Origin of the sequence: Halomonas cibimaris (assembly GCF_039537045.1) — a bacterium.
GTDB classification, from domain to species: Bacteria; Pseudomonadota; Gammaproteobacteria; order Pseudomonadales; family Halomonadaceae; genus Vreelandella; species Vreelandella cibimaris.
The window spans coordinates 17,645-44,199 of record NZ_BAAAZT010000019.1 but is presented as its reverse complement, the minus strand read 5'-3'; the positions used below and the strand labels follow the sequence as shown (position 1 = coordinate 44,199).

Here is a 26,555-nt window from a genome sequence, read left to right as displayed (position 1 = left end):
ACGTTCTTCTACCAGATAATAGCGCAAATGCGGCTGAAAGGCGCGCAGGAAGCTCGGCGGCTTGGGGCTTACCATCTCGTAGACATCTTCCGCCGCTGTCCAGGGTTGGTTGCCGTTATAGAGCACGATGGGGAATACCGGCGGGAACCCCTTCCTGGCCGTGGTGACGCCGTTTTTGATCAGGTGATCATGGAAGCTGGCGACGTAATGCATCATCCGCAGGGGCATGCGTAAATCCACTTTGGACTGAAACTCCAGCAGGATATACAGGTAGACCCGCTGAGTAATGCCCTCCCACGTGGCATTCACGGACCAGACCACGTCCTCGATTTTTTCTTCGTAGAGCGGCGTAATGTAGTGACCGTTGTGCTGCTCCAGCGTAGAGAAATCCATCAGCGCGGCAATCTCGCTCGGCGCAAAGCCGTCGATCAGCTGCTCGACAAATTCAGGGTGGCTAAAGAGCTCTTTGTACCCGGTATCGTGGTGGTTGGTGGCCATGCGTGCTCCTGTGCAATGACCGGTAGTCTATCACATCACGGCAATATCCACGGAAAAGCCCCTTTCTCGGGGCATTTGGGCCGTTTATCTCGGCGGTGAGCAGGATAACCTTCACGGCGGGCTTTCGGGCGGCATAATGGCCTTCCCTGGCCCTTGAGGCAGTCGCGTGTCAGCCCTGCTTGATCTTGCGCAATACCTGAAATTCCCGGTAGTTGACCCCGTCGTCGCACAGGCCGCCGGTCCTGATGACCTCGAACCCGGCGCTGGCGATGGCCTCGGCGTTGTCCGCGAAGCCTGCTTCGGTGGCGTCGATCTGACGACTGCCCTGGCTTTCCAGCAGGACCAGGCCGCCGTCGGCACAGAGGTCATGCAGCGCCTGGCCGAACTCGGGGAGCGGTTTGCCGATCCAGCGGTGTACCGCGCAGGCGATCACCAGATCAAAGCCTTCATGTGACTGCGCCATGAAGTCGTCGAATGTCTGGTGGGTCAGCTGGATATGGTCGTGCCCCAGGTGCTGTGCCACGGCGTTGCCCACGTCCACACAGGCCTGTGAGATGTCGAACCCTTCGCCCGCTGCCAGATGATCGGCGAGTCCCATGAGCAGGTAGCCGTGGTTGCAGCCGATGTCGAGCGCGCGTGCGTTATCGGGCAGGTGCTCGGCGAGGCCGTAGCGGTCGAGGCGATAGTGTGCGGGCCGGGTGCCGGGCAGCCACAGCGGCTCAAAACTCTGATACGGCAGGCCGAAGTCGCCGAAGCTGACGTCGAGCTTTTCGCCTTTGTACCCGTCCCAGATGCGGTTCATGGTGGCGTGCAGGGCCACCAGGTTCCGGTGCTCGGCGTCGGGACTTTGCGGCAGGACGGTTTTCAAGCGCTCCCAGGCGGTGACGGTATGCCGGGAGTACGGGCGCTGCTGGCAGGCTTCCCAGAGGGTGTGGCAGGCCAGGCTGAGGTTGCCGGGGATGTTGGTGCGCACGAGAACGTCGGCCCAGTCGATCAGCAGCTGCGTTTTCGTCGGGGCCAGGGTGACGTCGGGGGCGTTTTCCTGGGCCTCGGTGAGCCATACGCTGGCTCGGGCAAAGCCGTCCAGCGCGGTGTCGCTGTCTCCCAGTCGGGCCTGCAGCGATGAGCGGTAGCGCAGCAGTTCGATGTCCCGGGCGCTGTTCTTGCGAAGCCGGTCGGTGATGGCCAGGGCCTGCTGGAGTATCCCGGGCTGTTCGACGCCGGATTGCAGCATGATCGCCACTTCCCGGCGCTGGATGGCCCGGTTCTGGCGCTGGGATTTATTCAGCGTCTTGAGGTGGCGATGGGCGTCGCGCCACTGCCCCGCCCGCAGGTAGGCGTCGACCAGCGCGGTGTGGGCGTCAATGGACCCGGGGTGCTGGCGGGCCTGCGGGGTGAGGATCGCCAGGGCCTGTCGGTCCTGGCCCAGCAGCGAGAGGCTTTCGCCGTGTTGGCGGCGTATTGCGGTATCGCGCGGATAGGCGCGGGCGAGCCGAGCGGCCTGACCGGCGGCGTTGTGTATCGAGTGGCGATCCAGGGCGTGCTGCAGCTCGGCCAGTGCTGGAGCCCTGGCAGGCTTGCCCGAAGGCAGCTGAAAATCCCAGGCGTTGACGTCGGCCCGGCGGCAGCAGTGTTCATGGAAGGCCGTAAGAATCCGTTGCCAGGCGTGCTGGACCGAATCGTCTTCGGGCAGGTCGGTGAGCCAGGAGCGCATGCCGGGGTTGGCTTCAAAGATCACCAGCTGCCCTTGCGTGTCGGGCTCGGTGGAGACGGCAAAGTCGGCCCCGGTGAAGTCGAGATGCTGGTCGAGCAGCGCCTGACGCATGGCCTCCCACTGCCCCTCGGGGAGGTAACCTTCGGGATCGGCCAAAAACCGTTCGCTCTCATCCTGCAGCCAGGGGTGCTCCTGCATGGCCACGGGGGAGTTGGCGTTGTGGACGTTGTAGGTGTCCAGGGCAAAGCGCAGGTGGGCCGGATAAAGGGTCTCGCCCACCAGCACGACGCGAAACTTGGGGTAAATCCGGGCGTCGGGGATGCGCGCGTCGGTGAACCAGACGTCGTGGTGCTGTATCAGGTAGAGATCGCCGTCGGGCAGCTGGTCGTCGGTGAGGTCGTCCAGCGAGGGGATCAGTCGGGTGTATTGGGCGCCGTCCACGCCGGGATTGCGCACGATGATCGGCGGGGTAAAGCCGTTGTCGGTGGCGCACTGCCGAAAGGCCGCGACGCGGTGGCTGTCGGGTGCCTCGAACAGGGTGATGCGGGGAGCCAGCATGCCGTCGTGCTGAGCAAACTGCGCCTGGACCTTGATACGGTCGGTCTCGCGCACCGCCTCGGGGCGGTTGATCACCGGCAGCGACAGGCGCTCGCCCAGGCGTTCGGCCTGTTTGAGGCCGGTCTCGCAGCGCTCGGCAATGGTCATGCCGTTGACGATCACATCGGCCTTGGGCAGCTTGCGGACGAGTTCGGGCTGGCGATCGAGGCTGTCCACCTGCAGGCGAATGACGCGGATGTGCCGACGGTCGAGCATGGCGGGCCAGTTGACGTGGCCGTTCTGGTACAGGGTCCGAGCGCCGTTGAGGGTGATGTTGCCGGCCACCGCGGTCTGCAGGAGGATCATCGTCAGGCGGGGCTCGTCGGTGGGCTCGCTGACGGTAAAGGCCTGGGCACTGACGGCCTTTTGCGCCCAGTGGGCCGCATGGTCCTCGTGGCCCAGCTTGCCGAACAGCCCCGCCAGAAACCGGCGCGGGGCTTCGGCGTTGGGCGAGAGTTGCACACAGCGCTGCATGGCGGCGGCGGCCGCGCGGGTATCGCCCTCCTCGGCCAGCCACTCGGCGAGCTGCTGGTACATGCCCGACTCGTCGGGGCGCTGGAAGATGACGTTCTGCAGCAGGCGAATGGCCGTTTGGCGTTTGCCGTGCATGCCCAGCAGGTAGGCCTGGACCTCCATCGCATCGGAGTGGAGGGGATCGTGACGCAGGGCCCGGGTCAGGTGTTGTACGGCCGTGCCGTGATCATCGGCCTTGAGGGCGGTGAGAGCCTGGAAATACAGCGTATCGGCGCGGGTCTCGCCGGGCAGGTCGGTACGCACGCGCATCAGGCGCCGGGTACGACGCTCGCTCAGCGAGCGCAGGGAACGGGAAGTCGCCATAAAAAACCGGTAGAGGTGACGGGATAACAAGAAAAAAGCCCGCCTCAAGAGAGGCGGGCCTGGCGTTACTGAGCGACCTCAGTCATGCAGAAGACACGGGGTCTTAGGCAATGGCGAGAACGCCGTCGTCGAAGCTGACCTGGTCTTCGCTGATACCGGTCAGGGTCACGGCGAGCGTGTCGTTTTCTTCGCTGCCGTAAGCGGAGTTTTCCACTTCCAGGACCGTGTCGTCGGCGTTGTTGGTGGTCACGAAGAGCTCCAGCGCGTTGTTGTCGCCGGCTTCGATGTCGTTGCCCTGCTCAACCTCGGTGCCGAAGAAGAGGGCGTCGCCTGCTTCCAGCTCGTTCAGCGTCACACTGACAAAGCCGAGGTCTTCGAGCGCTTCGGTATCGAAGGTGAACAGGTCGTCGGTGTCGGCCTCGCCGAAGAGGATGCCGTCGTCGGCTTCTTTCACCTCGTAGCCCAGCTCGTCAGCGGCGTCGGAGACGTCGGAGACAGCGGCTTCGTGATCGCCCTTCAGGCCTTCCAGGGTGTCAACCAGCTCGGAAGCGGCTTCTTCCTTGGCAATCAGGCCGTCACGATCGTCCTGCATGGCGGTCGCCAGCAGGAAGTCGAAACCGGTCGGCGTGTTACCCAGGTTGTCTGTTGCGTTCGCTACTGTTTCCTGCTTCTCGAAGCGGTCGTCCAGGGTATCCAGCAGCGTCACGATGCTGTCTGATACGCCTTCAATAACGTTGTCCGTGTCCGCGTCGCCACGATCAGTGCCTGCTGAATCGACGTCTTCGAATACACCCTCGATGGCAGAGTCAACGTTGCCTGCCCAAGTGCTGGCAAGGCCATCGATGGTAGCAGCGCTCTCATCGTTTTCGATCGCTTCAACCCAATCGTTGTAGTCGCTACGAACAGTATCCAGGCCGGCAACGTCGTTGTTGTCTTCCAGGAACGAAGCAATCGCCGCGTTGAGCTCGCCGCCCAGGTCAAGGTTGCTGCCCTTGCGGTTGATGTCGCCGTCCAGATCGCTTTGTGCTGCGTTCATCTTGGACTGCAGCTGACGAGCGGTGTATACGTCTTTGTCGGCTACTACATCGGTAGATGACAAGGTAGAACCAGCTACAACATCACCGTTGCTGTCGTATTTACCGGTGACAAAGTCGCCTACCTCGATACCCGTAGTAGAGGATTCTGTAGACGTCGCCTCGAAAAGCACCTCACCGTCTTCATTGTAACGCACACCATCCTTGTTCAGAGCGGTCTGCGCTTCATTAACAACGTCTTCCAGACGTGCGTCGGACAGGCGCTGGCCGTCTTCGATCAGGTCTTCGTTGTAGAATTTGGCGAAGTTGGAACCATCAGCAGCGTCACGCTGATTCGCTGCACTGAATTGAGTGCCGTCAAACCCGGTATCAGCACTACCAGATGTAGGAGTGAGTGCAGAAGAAGCAGCCGTGGCAACATTCTCATCACGATCACCGGACAGGTCAGCTTTAGCACCCGCCAGAGCATCTTCCGCACCCTCGATGGAGTCGGCGATGTAGTCGTCTGCCTTCACGTCATCGGCGTACTTGGGCAGGTTTGCGCCTTCAGCCGCTTCGACGAACTCGTCGAACGCTGTGTCGCGTGCGTCGATGGCAGTTTCGTACTGCTCCAGAGCTTCAGTGAGGTCTGAAGGTGTGCCAGTGCTGCCAACCGGTGTTGCTTCGAGCCCTTCGTCTTTACCGTAGGTGTTGAAGTGCTCAAGCGCAGTAAGGTCAGACGCTTGGAAAACGTCAACAACGTCTTGCACGGTGAAGTCGGCATAGGTATCGCCGTACTTTTCAGTGTTTTGCAGCTCGGCCAGCTTGGCAGTGAGGTAGGCGCCGGTGTCAAATTCGGCGCTGGGGTTCAGGCCTTCTGCCATGCCGTAGTCGAGGTAGTGCTGCTCGGCGTCTACGCCGTTGTCTTCAAAAAAGGTTTTGAGGCTTGCAACGTCGGTCAGGCCAAACTCTTCCAGCTGGCCGGCTTTTTGCAGCTGGTCGAATTTGCTCTGCAGGTAAAAGTCTGCGTTAAACTCAATTGCCATTCTGGCTTCTCCTTTTGCACAACATATGCATATGCTGACGCTTACGCGTCTAAAATTTCCGGTTTAAGCCCCTGTTTTCGGTAGGCCCTTGCCGAGGCTGCATAACCGGAATGAAACACGTGGCGTGCTCCACTGCGCAAAGGTGCATCAATACTCATAGAAAATCAAGCGCCGCCAGCGGTTCGCCTTGGGGAGGTGAGTATACGATCACGCAGCGCAAGCGTGGGCCGCTCCACCAGCCGATAGGCCGCCCAGGCGCCCAGCAGGCTAACCGCTGCGTAGCCTGCCAGCCGCCATACAAGGGGCATGGCAGCGGCAAGGGACTCCCGCTGCATCAGCGGTAGCGCAAACGAAAAATGCACTAGATAAAGCGAATAGGATATGCGGCTAAGCCAAGTAACGGGGCGGATAATCCAGGCGCCAAGGCGGCCCGGCTGCCACAGAGCCGCGGCGGGCAGGCAAAGAGCAATGCCGGCGCCGGTAGCCGTAAACAGACCTGCCCAGGCCAGCACGGGCTGAAAGCCTTGGCTTACGCCAACGCTTAGCCACAGCGCGCAGCCGGCCAGTACACAAAGCCCGAAATCCAGCGCCCGGGCGGCGGTGCGCCGAGCGCGAGCCCGGCAGTAGTGTAGCCAGCACGCCACCAGCCCACCCCAGGCAATGGCATCAAGGCGCAGCAGCACGATTTTTCTCAGCCCGCTGTCCCAGCTGGGCTCAGCCCAGCCTGCAACGGTAAAGCGGGCCACAGTAGCGGCCACTATCCAGCACGCCAGCAGCAGCGGTACGGCCCGGCATGGAACGGGTCGTATCAGCAGGCTTGCCGCCAACAACAAGGGCAGCAGCAAATAAAACCACTCTTCTACCGCCAAACTCCAGGCCTCGGGCATAGCGCGCGGGTGCGGCCAAGCGAAATTTTGCGCAAACACAGCATAGCTTGCATCAGGCGCTGGGGCGTTAAACCAAGCAGCAAACAAAGTGGCATTAAGTAATAAAAAGACAAAATAGTTGGGCAGCGTGCGCCACCAGCGACGCTGCCAAAAGGCCAGCATATCACCGCGGGTGAGCGTTGGCCGTTTGTCCAGCCGGCGTAAAAGACCGCCTACAATCAGCAGGCCACTCAGGGCAAAAAAAAGCTCGACGCCGAAGTAGCCCCCCAGATACAAAAGCTGCGAGCGCAGCTGAAAGGAAATGGCCGGCGCTGCGAGCAATACGCCGTGGGCAAAGACCACAAGCATGATGGCAATGGCTCTGACCGCATCCAACCCGGGAAGACGCTGCCGTTGAGGCATTCAGGGAACCCAGCGGCCGAGCGCGCGAAGTGGACGCGTTATGCGCCAGCTTCTAGAGTTCAGCAATTTTTGTATATTCATACACGCATGATCCAGCTGTTGGCGCAGTACTTTCTTCTCACGTTCATCGTGTTCGCGCTGCTGGTCTAATTGACGCTTAAGCTCGCGGCTACGAGCTTGCCATTCAACGTTACCGCCCAAGCGGGCAAATAGCTGCTGCAGGTGCTGGCCATGCAGCGAAAATGCCTTGCACAGGGCTTTTACCTCAGCAGGCGGATGGTCTCCAACCAGCAGTACGCCCAGACCGTTGCAGTGAGTAAAAGAAAAGTGGGGGTAGTCGACTGATATCTCTTTCCAGAACTGCCAGACCCCGAAATCTGCTTGTCTTATCTCAGTATCATGAAACAAAACCACCGCGCGTGAAGACAGCTTGGGAAGCCACGTATAAAAATCGTGTCGTACGGCCTCGTAGGTATGCAGTCCGTCAATGTGCAAAAGATCTATGCTGGCAGGAGCAAACGCCGTCGCTGCCTCGTCGAAAGTGGTGCGGTGCAGCGTGGAGAAAGCGGCAAAACGAGCGTCATGCCAGCGTTTGATATCCTGATAGATGTGCTCGCCATAATAACCGGAGTGTTCATCTCCTTCCCAGGTATCCACGGCGTGACAGTAAGTATTCAGGCTGTTTTCCTGAACAGCCTGACAAAAGGCGCTGTAAGAAAAACCGTTATGCGTTCCCAACTCTACCAGCACACGCGGCTTATGACGGGCAATCAGCAAGGCAGCAAAAGGTATATGACCAGCCCAGTTAGCCGGCCAGACGATACGTTCCGGGGCAAACAGCAGCGCAGAATCAAGAGCAACAGGTGGGGCTATCATGATGAACTCCTCGTGGCGGTAGCCCGGGGCGCAGGCTGCGCATGGGAGGCTTGTAGAGAAATATGATGCATAGGGATACCGACCAGCCCTGTCGATTCGGAGCTGGAGTGCGACTCCACCAACAAAGCATCGTGTATCCATTGATGCTGGACGTGATCTTGCTGTGAGCCTTCGGCCAGCGCCAGAGCAATGCTGTATTGCCCCTGGGGTAAAGTGGGCATGACGAAGGTAAATTCGGCCTCAAAATTCTGGCCTGCTTCAACACTCAGCTCGCTGTGTGTCAGAAAGGTATTATCGCCAAACAGCGTCTGACCCAGCCTATCCTTGAATAAAAAACCAACGATAGGGCCGTCCATGGAGAGATGGGCGGTACAGACAACGTGCAGCGATACCGGCTCGCCGCCAACAACCCAACGCAACGGCTGGCCCTGCGCATCTCGCAGTGCCACATGGCTGATACTTCCGCCGCCTTGCCCGAAGCTATTTTGAGATTCCTTGAACGCAAAAACTTCCAGATCGTTACGCCATGGGCTGGCATTGATCAACGACTTGCGCGCATCATGGTAATCCAGCGGTGCCGGCATAGGAGACGGTATATTAGTTTCGGCCGCTGCAGTGACGGCCGGCACAGGCGCAGCCTTTGACGCATTTTCTTCGGCATAGCGAGCTGCCAGATAGTGCTCCGTCAAAGCCTTGGCACTGCCTTGCATACGCAGACTTCCCTGATCCAGCCAAATGGCGTGGTCACACAGGCTGGTAACAGCGGCGCTATCGTGGCTAACAAACAGCACGGTCCCCTGCTCCATAAAGCGCCGCAGAAAACGCATGCATTTTTGTACAAAAAAAGCATCGCCAACGGCCAGGGCTTCATCAATAATGAGAATATCAGCATCTACATGGGCAATGACGGCAAAGGCAAGGCGCACCAGCATGCCGCTGGAGTAGGCCTTGACCGGCTGTTCAATAAAGGCACCAATATCGGCAAAGGCCACAATATCGGTAAAGCGTTTTTCCGCCTGGGCGCGTGATAACCCCATAATGGCGGCATATATAAAGATATTCTCACGCCCGGTGAACTCAGGGTTGAATCCGGCACCCAGCTCCAGCAGCGCAGCGATGCGACCGTTGACTTCCACCCTGCCTTCACTTGGCTGCAGCGTCCCACAAATCAGCTGCAACAAAGTCGATTTGCCAGAACCATTGCGTCCGATAATCCCTGTCGTGTGACCTTTAGGCAGCTCAACGCTAATGCTGTCCAACGCAGTGAAATTACGATAGTACGGCGAGGCTTCGCGTCCCAGCCTGCGCTTGAGCGGACGCCAGACCCACTCTTTCAGCCTGGCCTGCGTTGACGGGTAAAGCCGGTAATGCTTGGAGACCCCAACTAGGCGGATAGCAATATCTTCCCGCTTCTCCGGCACTCCACTCGCGTCAGAGCACATCGGCAAACCCCCCTCTGGCTCTCTGGAACACGGCATACCCAATCCAGGCGACAGCGCAGGAAACCACGCTGTAGCCTGCCAGCATCAAGACGCTGGGGGGCTCCCCCCAAAGCAACACGGCACGTGTCTGCTCAATGATGATAGTCAGCGGATTTGCCAGCATCAGCTGGCGAAATGTGTCGCCTAGCGCGTCAGCTGGGAAAAACACCGGGGAGACAAACAGCAGCACCGTGATCAACAGGCCCGACACATGACTGATATCACGAACATAGACGCCCAGCGCCGAAAGCAGCCAGCCAATGCCTGCCAGCAGGGGTAACAGCGGCGCTACCACTACCGGCAGCCATAGGATGGTCAAGTGCAGCGGATGGCCCAGCAGCAGCATAACCATCAGCAGCACAATCACACTGATAAAGAAATGAAACAGCGCCGACAGACACGGAACCAGCGGCAATACCTGCAAGGGAAATACGACCCGTTTGACGTAGTTACCGTGCTCGTACATAAGCCCCGGGCTACGCCCAAGCACTTCTGCCATCAGGCTGTGAATAGTGAGCCCGGCAAACAGCACCAGGGCAAAAGTCGCTCTGCCGTGCTCGGCTTCAATATTCCAGCGTGCCTGAAATACTACTGTAAAAACAAACGTATATACCGTCAGCATTAATAACGGAGTAATAAAGGACCATAATACGCCCAGTAATGAGCTTCTGTAGCGACCGTGTATCTCGCGCCAAAGCATCGTTTTAAGCAGGTAGCGATGCCGGTATACATCACGAACAATAAATAACGGCGTGGTACTGGGCAAATTAGCTGACATCAAACGCCCTTATGGTTGATTGACGACTGGCGGGCCAAGTTCATCAGGCGCTTTTCGCTGGCCTCAATCAGCGCGTCATAGGTTGTATTCTGAAAATGCCACAGGGTGGAGTGGCTATCGGCCCGATGCTGAACAATAAATGGCAGAGGAACCAGCACTGAAAGCCCCAGCCTTTCCAGATAACGATCAATGGTGTTGCGTTCTGCGTTGTTGTCCTCGAAAGGCCAATCCGCCAGCGCGCCCATAGCCCGGGTGCCGTAACGATTGCATACCGTACTTGTCATGCGATTGATGACAATATAGTGCTCGCCCTCGTATTCGAAGTTTTCCAGTATCGCAACATCGTCAGCAATATCAGCCATAAGACCGGACAGCACGTCCAGCTCGGGCCGTTCATCAAATAGCCGGCAGGCCCTCGCCCAGCGCTGCCGGGCAGCAGCATCCATACAGACATCATCTTCGCGCACTTCCATGGCATTAAGCCCGCAGGCACGTGCCTGCCGGGCCATATAGCGGTAGCTTAGCGCACAACCACGCCAACCCTGAGCATGTCGCAAGCCGGGGAATATCGGATAATCGGGAAATTCAGCCTGGAAAACAGCGCGACGTTGATAAGTTTCCGGCAAGGAGAGCCCAACCCCCCGAGACAGCGCTTCAGGGTCAATCGGCGGTGCGATATTATCCAGCTGACAAGCATCCGCCTGATCCAGCGCCACCATCAGCCGGGTGAAATAAAAGTGGAAATGGGCAATATCGTTCGGTAACGTCGGGAAGGAATTCGGTGACAGCGTCTCCAGGCGCTTGCCTATCGCAGCCACCATGGCTTCTATATCGCCAATGGGCGTAAACGTGACATAAGGTAGCAGCGTCGCATGCTCTTCCATATCAACGCTCTTTTCCGACACTACTGCATGCCCTAGCGACAAGCACTCGTATAGCCGGGTAGTTTCCAGCAGCGCGTCTTCGTAGTAATGAACATTAACGATGAGCCGGGCTTTGGCTAGCTGAATATAAAGCTCATCTCCGAAGATTTCACTGATCCGCAAAACACAATAATGTTTCTCCAAGGCATTGAGAAAAGCCTGACGCCTTGGCGTATTAGCATCGCCATAGAAGGCCACATCGTACATCTTGGCAGTGTTATTATCAGCCAGCGACGAGACGTCGCCCTGGTGACCTTTGTCCAGGCAGCCTGCCGGCAGATTAGAGATGGGCGTATAAAATATCTGCTGATGTGAAAGCTTAAACGTCTCCTGAAGGTAAGCAACGTTATAAAGCGAATATTCCATAATGGCGACGGCGCCTTCCAGCCGTTTGCGGTAGCTTTCGTTAAACCAGCGAGAACTGACTGACTGCTCCATCTGGAAAGCAATATAGCAGTGCGGCAGCTTCATCGGCATTTGCGGGCATATGACGATATGCAGCCGCCGAGCATAGCGTGCCGGTGGGGTGTCCAGAATACGCACCGGTGTGATACCCAGAGCCACCAATGATACGCTAACACGTTGAGCAACAAAGCGCGTGTGCGGTGTACAGATGATGTCAACTCCGGGGAGCGAAACATCAATAACAGGGTGATGGTCAAGAGCTTTTCCGGGTATCAAAGGCCCCAGGCGGCGCACCAAACGCTCTGCAATGCCCTGCCAGTCTCCCTCTTTCAGCAACAGCAGAAAAGTGCGCACCTTTCTCCGGATGATGTTCATGCGCTGTATTGCATCCTTTTACTCCAAAGCCGGAGGCGTTGTCAGGTAATAACATTGTATACGAGGCGCTTTGGTTTGCTCCGTTGATCGTCATCATGCGTAAGTACAGAAACGGGCAGACCTCTCAGATCAACATCGTATCATGCCATAATACGTGCACTCCTCCCAACACTCAGGCTGCATTACAGCTTAAAATATGCTGGCTATCCCCACATATCGGCCTCTGGAGAGCGCCTTGGCCTATTTTTGTACTGGATCTTCACCCATCACGGCTTCATCACCCTCGCAACCTACTTCCCTCTCGGCTGCGATGTGCGTACCGACGCTTAACGCCGGTAGCGGCTGGACGGAGTGGCTGGAGCGTATAGCCCCACTGCTAAGTGATGTGACGCTATACGTGGTGGACTCGTCTTCCACCGACGCTACGGCTACTCTCGCTCGCCGGGCCGGCGCACGGGTGCGAGTGATTGACCGGATCGATTTTAGCCACGGCAAAACCCGTGATGAGATGCTGCACCTGATGAAAGAAGATATCGTCGTCTTTCTCACCCAGGATGCACTGCTTGCCGAGACCGACGCGATTGAACGGCTCGTAGCCGCCTTTAGCGATTCCGCCGTAGGCGCAGCCTTTGGCCGCCAGCTGCCCCATAAGGGCGCCAGCCCCATCGCTGCCCATGCGCGGGGATTCAACTACCCCGCCCACTCGTACAGCGTCAGCACGACCGATATTCCCCGGCTGGGGATCAAGACGGCGTTTTTATCCAACTCCTTTGCCGCTTATCGCCGCCAAGCACTGATTGAAGCGGGGGGCTTTCCTCACGGAACGATTTTAAGTGAGGACATGATTGCCGGCGCGCGGCTTTTACAGCACGGCTGGCACCTGGCCTACTGCGCCGAGGCCTGCGTGTATCATTCGCATAACTATTCACTGGCGCAGGAAGCCAAACGCTATTTTGACATCGGCGTGCTGCACGCCCGAGAGGCTTGGCTGCTGGAGAGGCTGGGCAAGCCGGAAGGCGAAGGCGCGCGCTTTGTGCGCAGTGAGATACGTTACCTTTGGCGCTACGCGCCCTGGCGGCTGCCTGAAGCATGGCTGCGTACGCTGTTGAAATACACAGGCTATCGGCTGGGCCGCGCTGAGCGCCGACTGCCAGTCTGGCTCAAGCGTCAGCTTTCCATGCATCGGGGCTATTGGCACTAGGCTTTAACATCCCGCCATGCTCACGGCTGACCATTCACAAACCCCTTGACCAAGGTCATCATCAGTATCTTGATGTCCAGCCCCAGCGACCAGTTGTCGATGTAGTACAGGTCGTACTCCACGCGTTTTTTCATATCGCCAAGCGCCTGGGTGCTGCCGCGCCAGCCGTGTACCTGGGCCCAGCCGGTCATGCCGGGCTTAACCCGGTGGCGCTGCATGTAGTCTTCGATTGCGTCTTTGTAGTATTCGTTGTGATCCATGGCATGGGGGCGCGGGCCGACAAGCGACATGCGCCCCTGCAGCACGTTATAAAGCTGGGGCAGTTCGTCCAGGCTTGTACGGCGCAAAAAGTGCCCAAGCGGGGTAATGCGCGCATCGCCGTGGCAGGCCTGTGCGGTATGCGTCGCGCTGTGCGACGACATGGTACGAAACTTGTAGATCTTGAATCGCTTGCCGTCGACGCCGTGGCGATACTGCTTGAACAGCACCGGCCCGCCCATCCGCACGCGCACCGCGGTCGCGATCAGCAGCATAACGGGCAAAAAGCCGATAAACAGCAGCGCGCCCAGCAGCCGATCTTCCAGATTTTTAATCAGCCTGAGCGGTGTGCTGTCCAGCGGGCTGTAGTTCAGCTCCAGCGAGTAAAGCCCGACAATTTGGGCCATACGATGATTGAGCAGGCGAATATCGGTTAGATCGGGGAAGTAGCGCACGCTGACCGGTACACCAATCAGTGCGGTGGCAATCACGCGAATCTTTTCGCCTTCGCTGAGCGAATAGCCCAGCCAGACTTCGTCGAACCCGCGGTGGAAAGCGCTTTGCCCTGCCAGCGCCCGGACGCGCTGAATAAAGGCGTCGCTGCCGTCGTCTACCAGGCCATCGTGAACCGTATAGCCGGCATGGGCCACATGGGCCAGGCGTTTTTCCAGCCGGGCGACGTTTTGCTCGCGGCCAATCAGCAGTACACGCTTGACGTTGCCGCCCCGGGCACGAAGGCGGCGCAGGTAGCTGTATAAACAGGCGCGCATGGCTATCCCGGTTATCAGCACGCCGCACGCCGTCACGCCCATCCACAGCCGAGAGAAATCCTGGGTGCTGTGGGTCATGACCAAAAGCAGGCTAAGCAGCGTAACGGTCGCAAGCCAGCTGGCAATGTAGACGCCGAGCATGGTGTACAGGCTGCGCCCGCGCCAGGGCTGATAAAGCCCCAGCAGCTCGCCCACGGCGGGCAGTACCAGACTGCCGATCAGGCTGAGAAACAGATAGTCGTGCCCGTCCATGCCCGGCCTGGGCAACAGCCACAGCGCTGCCATGGCCACCAGCAGGGCAATGCCGGCGTCAAAGCAGCGCATGGCGCGGCGCAGCCAGTCGCTTCCTTGTACGGCTCGGGCGGCACTCATGGGCTAGCCCGCGCTGGCCGGCCGGGGCTGCGCGGTGTTTTCCGGCGCATCCGCCGTTCGAGTCATGGAGAAAAGCAGCGCCATCACATCGGTCATGTCTTCACTCGACAGATCCCCCACGGCCGACTGCAGCTTGAGCCGCTGCAGCACGTAGTCGCCCAGGGTGTTGACATACTTGATGCGCTGGTCGTAGAGGCTGGCGCGGGCGTCAAGCACGTCCACCAGGTCGCGCAGGCCGAGCTGCTCGCCGCGCTGGGCGGCGTCTAGGAACAGCTGGCTGGAGTTGATGGCTTTCTGCAGGGCATCCAGCCGGCGAATGCCGCCGTTGAGCGAGCGCAGGCTTTTGCGCACCTGCTGGGCGGCCAGGTTGCGCTGGTTGTCCACGGCGGCCTGGCCGGCGCGAATGCGCTTTTCCCCCTGGCGCACGCGGGCGTTGGTGCGCCCGCCCTGATAGAGCGGCACGCTGACTTCCACCTGGGCGGTGTAGTCTTCGCTGGTGCGCAGCTCGTCTTCGCTGTCGCGGTCGCTGTAGCTCAGGTTGAGGTTCATCTCCGGGTAATAGCCGGCGCGGCGTGTGGTGGTGTCGGCCTCGGTGACCTGCTGCTCTTTCTGGGCACGCACCACGTCCAGGTTATTGGCCGTGCGGCTCAGCCAATCGCCGGGCTTGCCCCACTGGCGCTTGAGCACCACCTCGTCAAGCGCGCCCAGGGCCAGCCGGCGCATCTGCGGGCGCACACCGGTCAAACGCTCCAGCTCGCTCAAGGCGTTGTCCAGCTCGTTTTGCGCCTCGACGGTATCGGCAATGGCCTGATCCAGCCGGGAGCGGGACTCAAGCAAATCGACTCGGTTGCCCACGCCCAGCTCGTAGGCGCGGCTGGCCTGGCGCTGCTGCAGCTTGAGCGATTCCTGCTGAGAGTCCAAAAGCCCCAGCCGCTGAGAGGCCAAATACGCCTGCACGTAGGCTTCGCTGACGCTCAGGGCCAAATCGCGCTCAGCGGCGGCCAGCTTAAGCTCGGCGGCGTCGATCTGCGCGTCGGCCACGTCCAGCTTGCGCCAGCGCTCCAGGCTGAACAATGGCTGGGACAGCTGCACGCGCCAGTAGTCTTCGGTGTACTCGCCGGGCCGAGACGTGGTGCGCGGGTCGTCGTCGCGCTCGGTTTGCACGTTGGTGGTGTCCTGCCATAGATACCCGCCGCTGGCGCTGAGCTGGGGCAGCAGCTGCGAGCGGGCAATGGGTTTTTCTTCCCGGGTGGCCTCAAGGCTGTAGCGCTGCTCGGCCAGCTTGGCGTCGTGCTTCAGGGCCTTGGCAAAAAGCCCCGGCAGCGAGGGCAGTATGGGCTTGCCCGGCGCCTGGCCGGCGGCCTGCTCAAGGGCAGTAAACTCCGCTACGGCCTGCCCGCTTGGCGCTACGCGATTTTCCTCCGATGCGCGATTTCCTGTGGATGCGCTATCCGCGCCCGTTTGCAGGCCGGTGCCCTGGGCGTAGAGCGGCACGCTTATGATGGCGCTGGCAAGCGCCGCGGCAAGTATCCGCGGCGTTTTTCCAGCGTTGCACGTCAGGCGATGGCTCGGCGGTTTCATCAGTCCTCCTGCATGGCGCGCGAGAGCATATCGCTGATCGGCTTGGCGATATAGCTGGCAAAGGTGCGCTCGCCGGTGCGAATCATCACCTCGGCCGGCATGCCCGAAAGCAGGTGCATCTTGTCGGTCATCTCTTTTTTGCCCTTCTCACTGACCTCGACCCGGGCTTTGTAGTAGCGCTGGCCGGTGGCTTCGTCTTTGAAGCTGTCGGCGCTGACGTGGATCACCTCGCCGGCGATGGTCGTGGTGGTTTTCTGGTTGAACGCCGAAAAGCGAATCTCGGCGTACTGGCCGGGATAGATTTTGTCGATATCCCGGGTGGGTACGCGGGCCTCCACCACAAAGCCGTCGCTTGAGGGGACGACTTCCATGATCGGCTCGCCGGCGCGAACCACGGCTCCTTCAGAGTGCACCTTGCGACCCACCACGGTGCCGGAAACCGGTGAGCGGATGACGGTGCGCGCCACCCGATCGGAAAGCGAGGTGATCTGCTCTTCGGCCTGGGCAATCTGGGCCTGGGCTTCGCGCAGCTTCTCGCCCACTTCCTTTTGGAACTCCTGCTTGCGAATCTCGCGCTCGGCGCGGTTTTCGCTGATCTGGGAGCGCAGCTGGGCAATCTTGGAGGTAAACTCGGCGTTGTTGCCCTCGTACTGCAGTATCTGGCGCTCCAGCTCGCGCAGGCGCTGGTTGTCTCCCAGGCCTTCGCGGTACAGCGAGCGAAAATCTTCGGCCTCGCCGCGCAGCGAGGTAATCCGGCGGTTGTTGACGCTAATGCGCTGCTTGAGCCCTTCGATCTGCTCTTTCATCTGCTTGTTCTGTTCGTCAAGCGAGGCCAGAGTGTTCAGATAGGACTGCCGCCGGGCGTGGAACAGGCCCTGCTGCACCGCTAGAATCTGCTGGATGCGGGGGCTGTCGGCGTTTTTCAGCTCGTCGGGGATCTTGAGATTCTCAGCGCCCTGCTGCTCGGCCAAAAGGCGCACTTCCATGGCACGGTTGATCAGGTATTTGGAGCGGGCGATATCTCGCTGGGAGCGCACCTGGGTGTCGCTGAGGATCAGCAGCGGGTCGCCGGCTTCGACGTGGTCGCCGTCGGCCACCGGCAGCTTTTCGACGATGCCGCCTTCCAGGTGTTTGATCGTACGCTTAAACGAGCTCACCGAGACGTCCCCGGGGGCCACCACGGCAACGGCAAGGGTGGCGGTTGTGGCCCAGAGCACAAAGCCGCCCAGCGCCACCAGCAAAACGGCAAAGCCCAACCCCCGGTAGCCCTTGTCGCTTACCGGCAGGTGGGCGCGGGTTTCGCCTTCAATGGTGGCAGGCTCTCTGGGCGTTACGTCAATTTCCTGGCGCGCCGGCATGTTGCGCTTGCTGTGGCTTTCGCTCATGTCAGATTCGCTCATTTCAGGACTCCTCGCCGCTGCGGCCGCCGTTGACCGCGGACAGCCGGCCGGCGCTTTGCTGGCCCACCTTGCCCCGCGGCTTTTTGGCGAACTGGGCCAGCACCTGGTCGCGCGGGCCAAACATGCTGAGCTGGCCGTCTTTCATCACCAGCAGCTTATCCATGTGCTTGAGCACGCTCTGGCGGTGGCTGATGACAAACAGCGTGGTGCCGTCTTGTTTTAGCTGGGCAATGGCCTGGGCAAGCGCGCGCTCGCCGGCGTCGTCAAGGTTGGCGTTGGGCTCGTCCAGCACCATCAGCACCGGGTCACCGTAAAGCGCCCGGGCCAGGCCCACGCGCTGGCGCTGGCCGCCGGAAAGCGCGCCGCTGCCGGCGGATATCACAGTGTCGTAGCCGTTGGGCAGCGCCAAAATCATCTCGTGGACGCCGGCCTTTTTGGCAGCGGCCACCACTTTTTCCGGATCCACGCTGCCAAAGCGGGCGATGTTTTCGCTGACGGTGCCGTCAAACAGCTCGATATCCTGGGGCAGATAGCCAATGTGCGGGCCCAGCTCGTCGCGGTTGTACTGGGTAATATCGCCACCGTCCAGGCGCACATCGCCCACCTGGCTTGGCCAGATGCCCAGCAGCACCCGTGCAAGCGTCGACTTGCCGGCCGCACTGGGGCCGATAATGCCCACGTGCTCGCCTTTATCCACGGCAAAGTTGATGCCGCGAAGGGTCGCCATGCGCGATCCCGGCGGGGCGGCGGCGACGTTTTCCACGCTGAGATAGCCTTCCGGGCGCGGCAGCGACATGCGCCGCTGCTCATCGGGAATCTGGGTTAACAGCTCGTTGAGGCGCTTATAGGCCCCGCGGGCGCTGACAAAACCCTTCCAGCCGCCGATCATCTGATCAATGGGCGCCAGCGCCCGGCCCATGAGGATGGAGCCGGCGATCACCATGCCGCCGGTGAGCTCGCCTTTGAGTACCAGCAGCGCAGCCAGACCAAGAATCAGCGACTGGGCCATCATGCGGATGACCTTGGAGGTATTGGTCAGCGCGCCGGCGCGGTCGCTGGCCCGGGACTGCTTGGCCAGAAACTCGTGATGGCGCTTGGACCAGCGCCCCATAATGCCGGGCAGCATGCCCATGGCGTGGAGCACCTCGGCATTGCGCAGGTTGGAGTTGGCCAGATTCTGCGCCTGAATATGCTCGCTGTTGGCCTCGGATAAAAGCGTCTGAGTGGACTTTTCGTTGGCGATGGCAAGCGCGACCAGAATAATACCCGCCCCGATGGCAAAGATGCCAAGCCAGGGGTGGAAAAGAAACATCACGCCGATATAGATCGGCACCCAGGGGGCGTCAAAAAAGGCAAACAGGCTGTTGCCGGTAAGAAACTGGCGCAGCGAGGTCAAATCGTTGAGCGGCTGTGCGCTTTGTCCGCCCGGGGAGAGCAGGCTTCTGCGAAACATGGCACTGTAAAGGCGCTCGTTGACCATCGTATCCAGCCGGTTGCCCACCCGCACCAGTATGCGCGAGCGCACCAGCTCCAGCCCGCCCATGATGGCAAACAAAAAAATCACCAGCAGCGTGAGCATCAACAGCGTGTCTTCGCTCTGGGTGGAGAGAACGCGGTCGTAGACCTGGAGCATGTACATCGGCGGGACGAGCATCAGCAGGTTGACAAACATGCTGAAAAAACCCACCGAAATAAACGAACCCTTGCAGGCTTTCAGCGCCCGCTGCAGGTCCGTGGCTTCCTGTTGCTTTGCCATGGGGGGAATTCACCGTTGAAGGGAAAATATCAAGCGCGAAAAATAACCGGCGAAGTGTAACAGATGCACCTTGACCGAAGGTAGCGACTTGCCCCCGCCGGCGGCTTGATGCCCCTTCAGGCGGCTAGCGCCCCCACACCACAAAGTGCGGGTTGAGCGTTTGCGCCGGCGTGGCATAGTTGAGCGGGGTGCCGTCCAGCTGTGCCACGCTGCCCCCGGCTTGCTCCACCACGGCCTGGGCTGCTGCGGTATCCCACAGGCTGGTTGGCCCCAGGCGCGGGTAGACATCGGCCCGGCCCTCGGCCACCAGGCACAGCTTCAACGAGCTGCCCATGGCATGCATGTCGTGATCGCCCAGCCTGGCAAGCCAGGCCTCCAGCGCCGGGCTGGGGTGAGAGCGGCTGCCCACCACGCGCCAGCGGCCGCCGGGCTCGGGCTTTTTTGCGGCGTGCAGCCGGTGGCGCGTGCCGTCGGCTTCTACCTTGTGGGCCCCAAGCCCTTGCGCTGCCACGTACGCGGTATGCAGCGCCGGGGCCAGCACCACACCCAGCACGACCCGGCCCTGGGAGATCAGCGCGATGTTGACGGTAAACTCGCCGTTGCGCTTGATGAATTCCTTGGTGCCGTCCAGCGGATCCACCAGCCAGTAATGGCCTTTGGCATCGGGCCCGGCAAAGCCGTCGACGTCTTCTTCGGAAAGCACGGGAATGCCGTCAGGCAGCTCGGCAAGCCCCTGAACGATGATCTCGTGGGCGGCCTTGTCCGCGTCGGTCAAAGGGCTTTTGTCGTCTTTTTCCTCGACGCTGAAATCACGGGCGTAGATGTCCATAACGGCATTGCCCGCGCGGCGGGCAATGGTTTCTACCGTGTCCAGCAGATTCTGGTTGACCAGTGTCATCAGTGCCTTGTTCCTGTTACCGATGGGAAAAATGGCGTGGCTCAGTCGGCATATACCGGAAACTGCCGGCAGACGTCAACCACCTGGCCCTGTACGCTGGCTTCTACCTCGGCGGTGTCGTCACCGGCGGCGAGCACGTCGAGAATGTCGCAGATCCAGCCGGCCAGCCGGCGGCATTCGTCTTCCTTGAAGCCGCGCGTGGTGACCGCAGGCGTGCCGATGCGCAGCCCGGAAGTGACAAACGGGCTTTGCGGATCGTTGGGCACGGCGTTTTTGTTGACCGTGATATGGGCGCGGCCGAGGGCGGCGTCGGCGTCCTTGCCGGTCACGCCCTGCTTGATCAGCGAGAGCAGAAACAGATGGTCGTCGGTGCCGCCGGAAACGATGTCAAAGCCGCGGGCAATAAACACCTCGGCCATGGCACGGGCGTTTTCGATGACCTGCTGCTGGTAGGCCTTGAAATCGGGCGCCATGGCCTCTTTGAAGCACACGGCCTTGGCGGCGATGACGTGCTCCAGCGGGCCGCCCTGGCTGCCCGGGAAAACGGCCGACTGGAGTTTCTTTTCCATGTCGGCGTTGCCTTCGGCGGACAGAATCAGCCCGCCGCGGGGGCCGCGCAGCGTCTTGTGCGTGGTGGTGGTGACCACATGGGCGTGGGGCACGGGATCGGCGTACACGCCGGCGGCGACCAGGCCGGCCACGTGGGCCATGTCAACCAGCAGCCAGGCGCCGGCATCGTCGGCAATCTGGCGAAAGCGCGCCCAGTCCACTACCTGGGAATAGGCGGAGAAGCCGGCGATGATCATGCTCGGCTTGTGCTCCCGGGCCAGGCGGGCGACTTCGTCGTAGTCGATGCGGCCCTGCTCGTCGATGCCGTACTGCACGGCGTTGTAGTGCTTGCCGGAGAAGTTGGGGCGCGCGCCGTGGGTCAGGTGGCCGCCGGCGTCCAGGCTCATGCCGAGGATGGTATCACCGGGCTTGACCAGCGCCTGGAACACCGCAGCGTTGGCCTGAGAGCCCGAGTGCGGCTGGACGTTGGCGTAGGTCGCGCCGAACAGCTCGCAGGCGTAGTCGATCGCCAGCTGCTCGACGACGTCGACGTGCTCGCAGCCGCCGTAGTAGCGCTTGCCGGGGTAGCCTTCGGCGTATTTGTTGGTCAGCTGGGTGCCCTGGGCTTCCATCACCCGAGGACTTGCGTAGTTTTCCGAGGCGATCAGCTCAATGTGATCTTCCTGGCGCTGCTCTTCTTGCTGAATGGCGCGGTGAAGCGCGTCGTCGAATCCGGCAATGGACATGCTGCGGCTAAACATCGGCGGTACCCTCGTAACGAAAGACGAACATGGACAACTCAGACGTCATCATAACGCAGCGCCGGCCGGGTTTCATCGCCGCGTTTTCAGCCTGCGAAGGAAGGAGGGAGTACGGGTATTGTGTGGCGCCCCCATCAGGATTCGAACCTGAGACCTTCCCCTTAGGAGGGGGACGCTCTATCCGGCTGAGCTATAGGGGCAGCTTGCAGGGCAAGGCTGGGGCTTGAAAAAGCGCGGGCAGTATAACGCGTTGGGCCGGGGCCGCCAAGCGCGCCGCCGCGGCCGCACTGCGTCATAGCCACCCTGTCGCTTGCAGGGTAAAAATGCCCAGGGTGACCGTGACGCTGGCCGCCAGGGTGGTCATGGCGATGATATTGGCGGCAAGCCCGGCATGGCCGCCCAGTGCGCGGGCCATGACAAAGCTGCCGGTAGCCGTGGGGCTTGCAAAATACAAAAACAAAAGCCCCAGCTCGCGGCCGCGAAAGCCCAGCGCCAAAGCGGCAAGCGTGGCCAGAGCCGGCAGCCAGAGCATCTTGCACAGGCTTGCGCTAACGGCGGTACGGCCGCTGGTACGCACCGAAGCAATCGACAGCGTGCCGCCAATGCACAGAAGGGCCAGCGGCAGCGTCAGCGAGGCGAAAAGATCACCGGTGTGCATCAGCCAGTCGGGCAGCGTAATCCCCAGCGCGGCAAAGGGCAGCGCGGCCACCACCGCTATGATCAGCGGGTTGGTGGCAATGTTGCGGCCAAGCGTGGTGGCGCCGCCGCTCGGCCCGGGCCGGTGAACCACCAGGGCCACCACCGACAGGCTGTTATACAAAACAATCACCAGCCCCAGCAATACGCTGCCCGCCGATAGGCCGTAGTCGCCGTACATGGCGTGGGCCAGCGCCAGCCCGACGATGCCGCAGTTGCCGCGAAACGCCCCTTGAATATAGGTGCCCCGCTCGCTTGCCCCGGCGCGGTGGCGCGACCACAGCCAGACCAGCGCAAACTGAAGCAGCGTCATCAGGGCGAAAAAACTCAGCAGCGACACGTTCAGCGCCACGCCCAAATCCGCGCGTATCAGGCTGAGAAACACCAGCGCCGGCAGCGTACCCTTGAACACCAGCGAGGAGGCCGTGCCCACAAAGGCCGCATCGATCCAGCCGATTCGCCTAAGGCCCATGCCGGCAAACACCATGACGAACACCGGCAGCGTCACCTCAAGGGTGCGGGCCAGAATCTCCAGCAGCGCCATCAGTCGAAAAGCGCCGGCACGTCGTCATCATCCGGCACGTTGACCACCAGCGCGTTGCGCCCGTTCAGCTTGGCCTCGTAGCTGGCAGCGTCCGCCCGAGAAAGCGCGGCCGCCACGTCCTGATCGCTGTCGATAAAGCTGGTCACGCCGATACTCAACGTCACGCAGTACTCCTTGCCCTGGTGGGTAACGGCAATGTTGCTGACCGCGATGCGCAGCGAATCGGCAATGTTGCGCGCCTGGGGCAGCGTACAGCTGGGCAAAAGTACGGCAAACTCGTCCCCGCCCTGGCGAGCGACGTGATCGCTGCGGCGCACTTCCCAGGCAACGATTTGCGCGATACGGCGCAGCATTTCATCGCCAAGGGCATGGCCGCCTTCGTCATTGATGGGCTTGAAATGGTCAAGGTCAAACAGCAGCAGCGCCGAGGGCGTACTGGTTTTTTTGTACTCGGCAAAGGCCTCGTCCAGCCGGCGCTCAAATCCGCGGCGGTTCAAAAGCCCGGTGAGCGGGTCGTGCTCGGCTTCCCAGCGCGCCAGCGCTTCCTGTTCGCGGCGCTGGGTAATGTCTTTCATGGTGCCCACCAATCCCAGCGACTGGCCGCCCCGGGAGAGCATGACCACCCGGGCGTGCACTTCCAGCCAGAGGGTGTTGCCATCCGGGCGGATGAAACGCAGCTGGCGCACAAACTCGCTGTGCGAGGCCAGGCTATGGCGCCACATATCCGCGGTGCCGTCGTGGTCGTCCGGATGAACGTAGCCAAGCCAGCAGGTGGTGGTAATCGTTGTGCTGACCCCCAGAATATCCAGCAGCGTGGGGTTCATGTAGGTAATTTCGCCGTCGAAGTTCGCCACGAACATGCCCTGGGGCGTGGCGTCGAGCATGGCGTTGAGAAACGCCTCGCGCTCTTGCAGGCTGTTCAAAAGGGTCTTGCGCTGCGCTTCCACGTGGTTGAACGTGCTGGCGATGCTTTGGAACTCGTCCACGTCGCTGGTCAGATCAATCTGCGCGCGGCGCTCGCGGCCTACCTCGCCAATCTGGATTTCCAAATGCCGCAGGGTCTGCAGCATGCTGCCCAGCACCCACCACAAAAGCGGCAGCATCCACAGCACCATCAGCGCCCAGATCCACCACAGCCGCTTGATGAACTCGGCAAGCGGCGCCTGGGCCTGCTCCTGGGTGGTAAACTGCCCCACAATCCAGTTCGCCGGCCACACCTGCTTGTAGGACTGCAGCCCTTTTTGGCCGTCAAGCAGCTCGCCCACCGCCGTGCCCTCCCAGCCGATCAGCGCGCTTTCCAAATTCGCATTGTGGGTCAAAGAGCGAATATCGGTCATCAGCTCATCGCGGTCGGGGTGATACAGCACCTTGCCCGAGGCGGTAAAAATGGTGACGTAGCTGCCGTCGCCGGCCTGCTTGCTGGCAAGACGGGCAAACAGACCGCCGCTTTGCAGGCTCATGGCCCCGCCGATCATGCCGGCAAAGTCGCCGTTGGCATCCCGGCGCGGCACGCCGATAAGCACCATGGGCACCCGGCTTGCGCGACCGACGAAAGGCTCGCTGACGTGGGGGTAGCCGGTGCCCTGGATCATGCGGAAAAACTCGCGATTTTCCACGCTGGCCATGCTTTTGCGGTCTATTTTGGGCCAGCTGGCAGCGATATCGCCCTGGGCATCAGTAATCACCAGCCGCTCAAACCACTCCAGCAGCGCATCGTTGTGCCGCAGCCGGCGCTGCAGCGCCTCCGGGTCGTGCACTGCCTGTGTGATGTCTGCCACATGCGACAGCGTGCGCGTACGCGAGCGGATCTCATGGGACAGCTCATCGGCCAGCATGGCCGTTTCATAGCGCAGATAGGAAAGGCTGGTGTCGTTGACCATGCTTTTGCCCAGATACCAGGTCATGGCCAGCACCAGCGCTACAATGGCAAGCCAGGTAAACGCCAGCCCAACCACCAGGCGCCCTCTGAGCGAGTGCACTGTTCTGCCGGCTTTGATCCAGCGTTTCAACGGCTGCCATGGCGGCGTCATCCACTGTCGCCCGGTCACGCGTCACCTTTGTATGAGGTTGTAGCGCATGAAAACATCGTCCCTTCCTGTCTTTCCCGATTTGCACTGTTTGCCTGGGCCTGCGGCGCTGTCTTTTGCGCCGTTGGCTCGGGCAAAGGCGAGCCGCTTTCTGTCTTTAACGTGCAATGACGCACCACGGCACGACGCATCGTCGATGTGGGTCAACGATCTGCCAAAACAGAGAGTGCTGGAAATCGTTGCCGGCGCCCGGACGCTGCTCTGACTTACAAGACAGCGCCTGCCGTTTACGCTTGAAACTAACTAATGTTTGCGCCTGTTTGAAAAAGCGCGGATTGGCCTTTTGCAATCGCTTGCGTCAACGGTGAGGTGAGCTGCGTAGCGTTTGCCGATAACGGCGCATGATAGCGTGATGCTCTTGCGCTTACCACCGGCTTTGGCACGCGCGCAAAAAGAGCCGGACGGCCTGTCGCGTGTTTTTTAACGCGTCGATACGCGACAGCCAAAAGCGAAAAACCACAGCAAAGTTGCGCTGGAACAGCACCGTAATCCTCTCTTAACAAAACCGGAAAAACCTATTGATTTAATTGGAAAAAAAGTCCATTAAACGCCCGAACATTGATACTGATCAACCCCGCGTGGCGCGCGCATTTCTATGCTTGCCGTAGCGTAGCGCAAAGCGCTTTAGCACCGGCTCTCGTACCGATCCATGGCCCTACTGCAAGGAATTACAAGATGACAAAGGACTTCCGCTTCACTCGCATTACCCTGCCGGCCGGCCTGGTGGCCCTGTGCCTTGGCACGCCGGCGGCGGCAGTGGATTTTACCGTGGGCGATACCCAGGCAAGCATTTACGGCTTTGCCAAGCTCGACATGATCTATGATACCGACAACGACCTGGGCGATCTGGCAGCGCGGCCGCGCATCCTGATCGACGGCCAGCAAGGCAGCGACGGCCACCTGACCATGCACCCCTACCAAAGCCGGCTGGGCTTTAAAACGCAAACGCCGGTTGACGGCAGCGCTTTGGTAACGCGATTTGAAGTGGACTGGATGAAAAACCCGCCCGAAGGCGGCGATTTGCGCCTGCGCCACGCCTACGGCAGCTGGAACGGCGTGCTCGCCGGTAAAACCTGGACCAACTTTGGCAGCCGGCTAAGCCGCACGCCGATTATCGACTTTGCCCCCAGCCCCGGCCAGAGCAAGAGCGGGCGCAAGGCTCAGCTGCGCTATTCCATGGGCAACGTGCATATCGCGCTGGAAAACCCCGACCCGGACGACTTCAAAGACAGCGTTGCCGCCGGCTTCAACGCCGACCGCGGCGTCTACAAGGCAGATGCCGACGCCCGGCAATCCATGCCCGATGTGTCACTGCGCTATCAGGCGGCAGGCGAGCGGCTGGCGTACTCCGCTGCGGCCGTGGGCCGCCGGCTCAGCGTTGACAGCGACAGCGTAGACGACAGCGCCATGGGCTGGGGGGTCAGCACCGCGGCACGCTTCAAGGCAAGCCAGGCGCTGACGCTGCGCGGCGTGGTCACCTACGGCGACGGCATCGGCGAATACCTGCAGAACAACCCTTCGGCGCCGGCGTTTGTTGACGGCAGCTCGGTCGAGACCATCAGCGCCTGGGGCGCCAACCTCGGTGCCAGCCTCGCCGTGGGCCCGGGCGCGGTTAACCTGGGGTACGGTATTTCCCGCGCGGACCTTGACGACGTGCGCAGCGCCGGGCTCGCCGGCGCCGAGGGCGCCAACAAGCAGTTTGAGGCCGTGCACCTCAACTACATCTGGTCGCCGGCCAGCCACATCAGCTACGGCATGGAAACCAGCTACCACACGCGTGAAGTGGCCGACGGCCGCGACGGCGATGCGCTGCGCCTGCAGGGCATGGTGCGCTACGCGTTTTAAGCCTG

Annotated in this window: 18 protein-coding genes and 1 tRNA gene; 2 read left to right on the top strand and 17 right to left on the bottom strand. The window is 60.8% G+C overall.

The annotated features are described in order from the left end of the window. From ABD654_RS02495 to ABD654_RS02460, 8 genes are all read right to left on the bottom strand, one after another. The coding region (locus ABD654_RS02495) for an Rpn family recombination-promoting nuclease/putative transposase (RefSeq protein WP_344701947.1) at positions 1-498 on the bottom strand (498 nt) is incomplete at its 3' end. A gap of 169 nt (positions 499-667) precedes the next feature. Beyond that, on the bottom strand, positions 668-3,646 hold the full coding sequence (locus ABD654_RS02490) for a methyltransferase domain-containing protein (protein ID WP_344701945.1): 2,979 nt from the start codon (positions 3,644-3,646) through the stop codon (positions 668-670). Between the two features lie 103 nt (positions 3,647-3,749). Next, the gene (locus ABD654_RS02485) at positions 3,750-5,705 is read right to left on the bottom strand and encodes a hypothetical protein (RefSeq protein ID WP_344701943.1); all 1,956 of its coding nucleotides are present in this window, start codon (positions 5,703-5,705) and stop codon (positions 3,750-3,752) included. Between the two features lie 164 nt (positions 5,706-5,869). Beyond that, on the bottom strand, positions 5,870-6,994 hold the full coding sequence (locus ABD654_RS02480; RefSeq protein WP_344701941.1) for an acyltransferase family protein: 1,125 nt from the start codon (positions 6,992-6,994) through the stop codon (positions 5,870-5,872). Then, the gene (locus ABD654_RS02475; protein WP_344701939.1) at positions 6,995-7,870 is read right to left on the bottom strand and encodes a class I SAM-dependent methyltransferase; all 876 of its coding nucleotides are present in this window, start codon (positions 7,868-7,870) and stop codon (positions 6,995-6,997) included. Beyond that, entirely contained in the window at positions 7,867-9,312 is a 1,446-nt protein-coding gene (locus ABD654_RS02470; RefSeq protein ID WP_344701953.1) for an ABC transporter ATP-binding protein, read from the bottom strand. Before ABD654_RS02470 ends, ABD654_RS02475 begins: the two co-directional genes overlap by 4 nt. Next, positions 9,302-10,129, bottom strand: a complete 828-nt coding sequence (locus tag ABD654_RS02465) for an ABC transporter permease (RefSeq protein ID WP_344701937.1) — start codon at positions 10,127-10,129, stop codon at positions 9,302-9,304. The genes ABD654_RS02470 and ABD654_RS02465 overlap by 11 nt, the downstream gene beginning before the upstream one ends. Continuing rightward, entirely contained in the window at positions 10,129-11,832 is a 1,704-nt protein-coding gene (locus tag ABD654_RS02460; protein WP_344701935.1) for a hypothetical protein, read from the bottom strand. The genes ABD654_RS02465 and ABD654_RS02460 overlap by 1 nt, the downstream gene beginning before the upstream one ends. 310 nt (positions 11,833-12,142) lie before the next feature. Between ABD654_RS02460 and ABD654_RS02455 the strand changes: the two genes are divergently transcribed. Then, positions 12,143-13,033 carry a glycosyltransferase family 2 protein gene (locus ABD654_RS02455; RefSeq protein ID WP_344701933.1) on the top strand — a complete coding sequence of 297 codons (891 nt, stop codon included), beginning with the start codon at positions 12,143-12,145 and terminating at the stop codon, positions 13,031-13,033. 20 nt (positions 13,034-13,053) lie between these two features. On the opposite strand, the gene ABD654_RS02450 is transcribed toward ABD654_RS02455, so the two are convergent. The 9 genes from ABD654_RS02450 to ABD654_RS02410 form a co-directional block, all read right to left on the bottom strand. Beyond that, positions 13,054-14,433, bottom strand: coding sequence for an undecaprenyl-phosphate glucose phosphotransferase (locus ABD654_RS02450; protein ID WP_344701931.1), 1,380 nt, complete (start codon positions 14,431-14,433; stop codon positions 13,054-13,056). A gap of 3 nt (positions 14,434-14,436) precedes the next feature. Next, positions 14,437-16,014, bottom strand: a complete 1,578-nt coding sequence (locus tag ABD654_RS02445; RefSeq protein WP_344701929.1) for a TolC family outer membrane protein — start codon at positions 16,012-16,014, stop codon at positions 14,437-14,439. Continuing rightward, on the bottom strand, positions 16,014-17,414 hold the full coding sequence (locus tag ABD654_RS02440) for an HlyD family type I secretion periplasmic adaptor subunit (RefSeq protein WP_344701927.1): 1,401 nt from the start codon (positions 17,412-17,414) through the stop codon (positions 16,014-16,016). The genes ABD654_RS02445 and ABD654_RS02440 overlap by 1 nt, the downstream gene beginning before the upstream one ends. Before the next feature lies 1 nt (position 17,415). Further along, on the bottom strand, positions 17,416-19,170 hold the full coding sequence (locus tag ABD654_RS02435) for a type I secretion system permease/ATPase (protein WP_344701925.1): 1,755 nt from the start codon (positions 19,168-19,170) through the stop codon (positions 17,416-17,418). Positions 19,171-19,294: 124 nt separating this feature from the next. Further along, positions 19,295-20,068 (bottom strand): 3'(2'),5'-bisphosphate nucleotidase CysQ, encoded by a 774-nt coding sequence (gene cysQ, locus ABD654_RS02430; RefSeq protein ID WP_344701923.1) that lies wholly within the window; start codon positions 20,066-20,068, stop codon positions 19,295-19,297. A 41-nt stretch (positions 20,069-20,109) separates the two neighbouring features. Beyond that, positions 20,110-21,378: a serine hydroxymethyltransferase gene (glyA, locus tag ABD654_RS02425; RefSeq protein WP_344701921.1), complete on the bottom strand. Its 1,269-nt coding sequence runs from the start codon at positions 21,376-21,378 to the stop codon at positions 20,110-20,112. A gap of 123 nt (positions 21,379-21,501) precedes the next feature. Beyond that, positions 21,502-21,578, bottom strand: a tRNA-Arg gene (locus ABD654_RS02420). Between the two features lie 92 nt (positions 21,579-21,670). Next, positions 21,671-22,618: an AEC family transporter gene (locus ABD654_RS02415; protein WP_344701919.1), complete on the bottom strand. Its 948-nt coding sequence runs from the start codon at positions 22,616-22,618 to the stop codon at positions 21,671-21,673. Further along, complete coding sequence (locus ABD654_RS02410) at positions 22,618-24,648, bottom strand: diguanylate cyclase (RefSeq protein ID WP_344701917.1); 2,031 nt, start codon at positions 24,646-24,648, stop codon at positions 22,618-22,620. Before ABD654_RS02410 ends, ABD654_RS02415 begins: the two co-directional genes overlap by 1 nt. A 732-nt stretch (positions 24,649-25,380) precedes the next feature. Here ABD654_RS02410 and ABD654_RS02405 point away from each other — a divergent pair. Then, a complete protein-coding gene (locus ABD654_RS02405; protein ID WP_344701914.1) occupies positions 25,381-26,550 on the top strand; it encodes a DcaP family trimeric outer membrane transporter in 1,170 nt (389 codons plus the stop codon). Positions 26,551-26,555 lie beyond the last annotated feature (5 nt).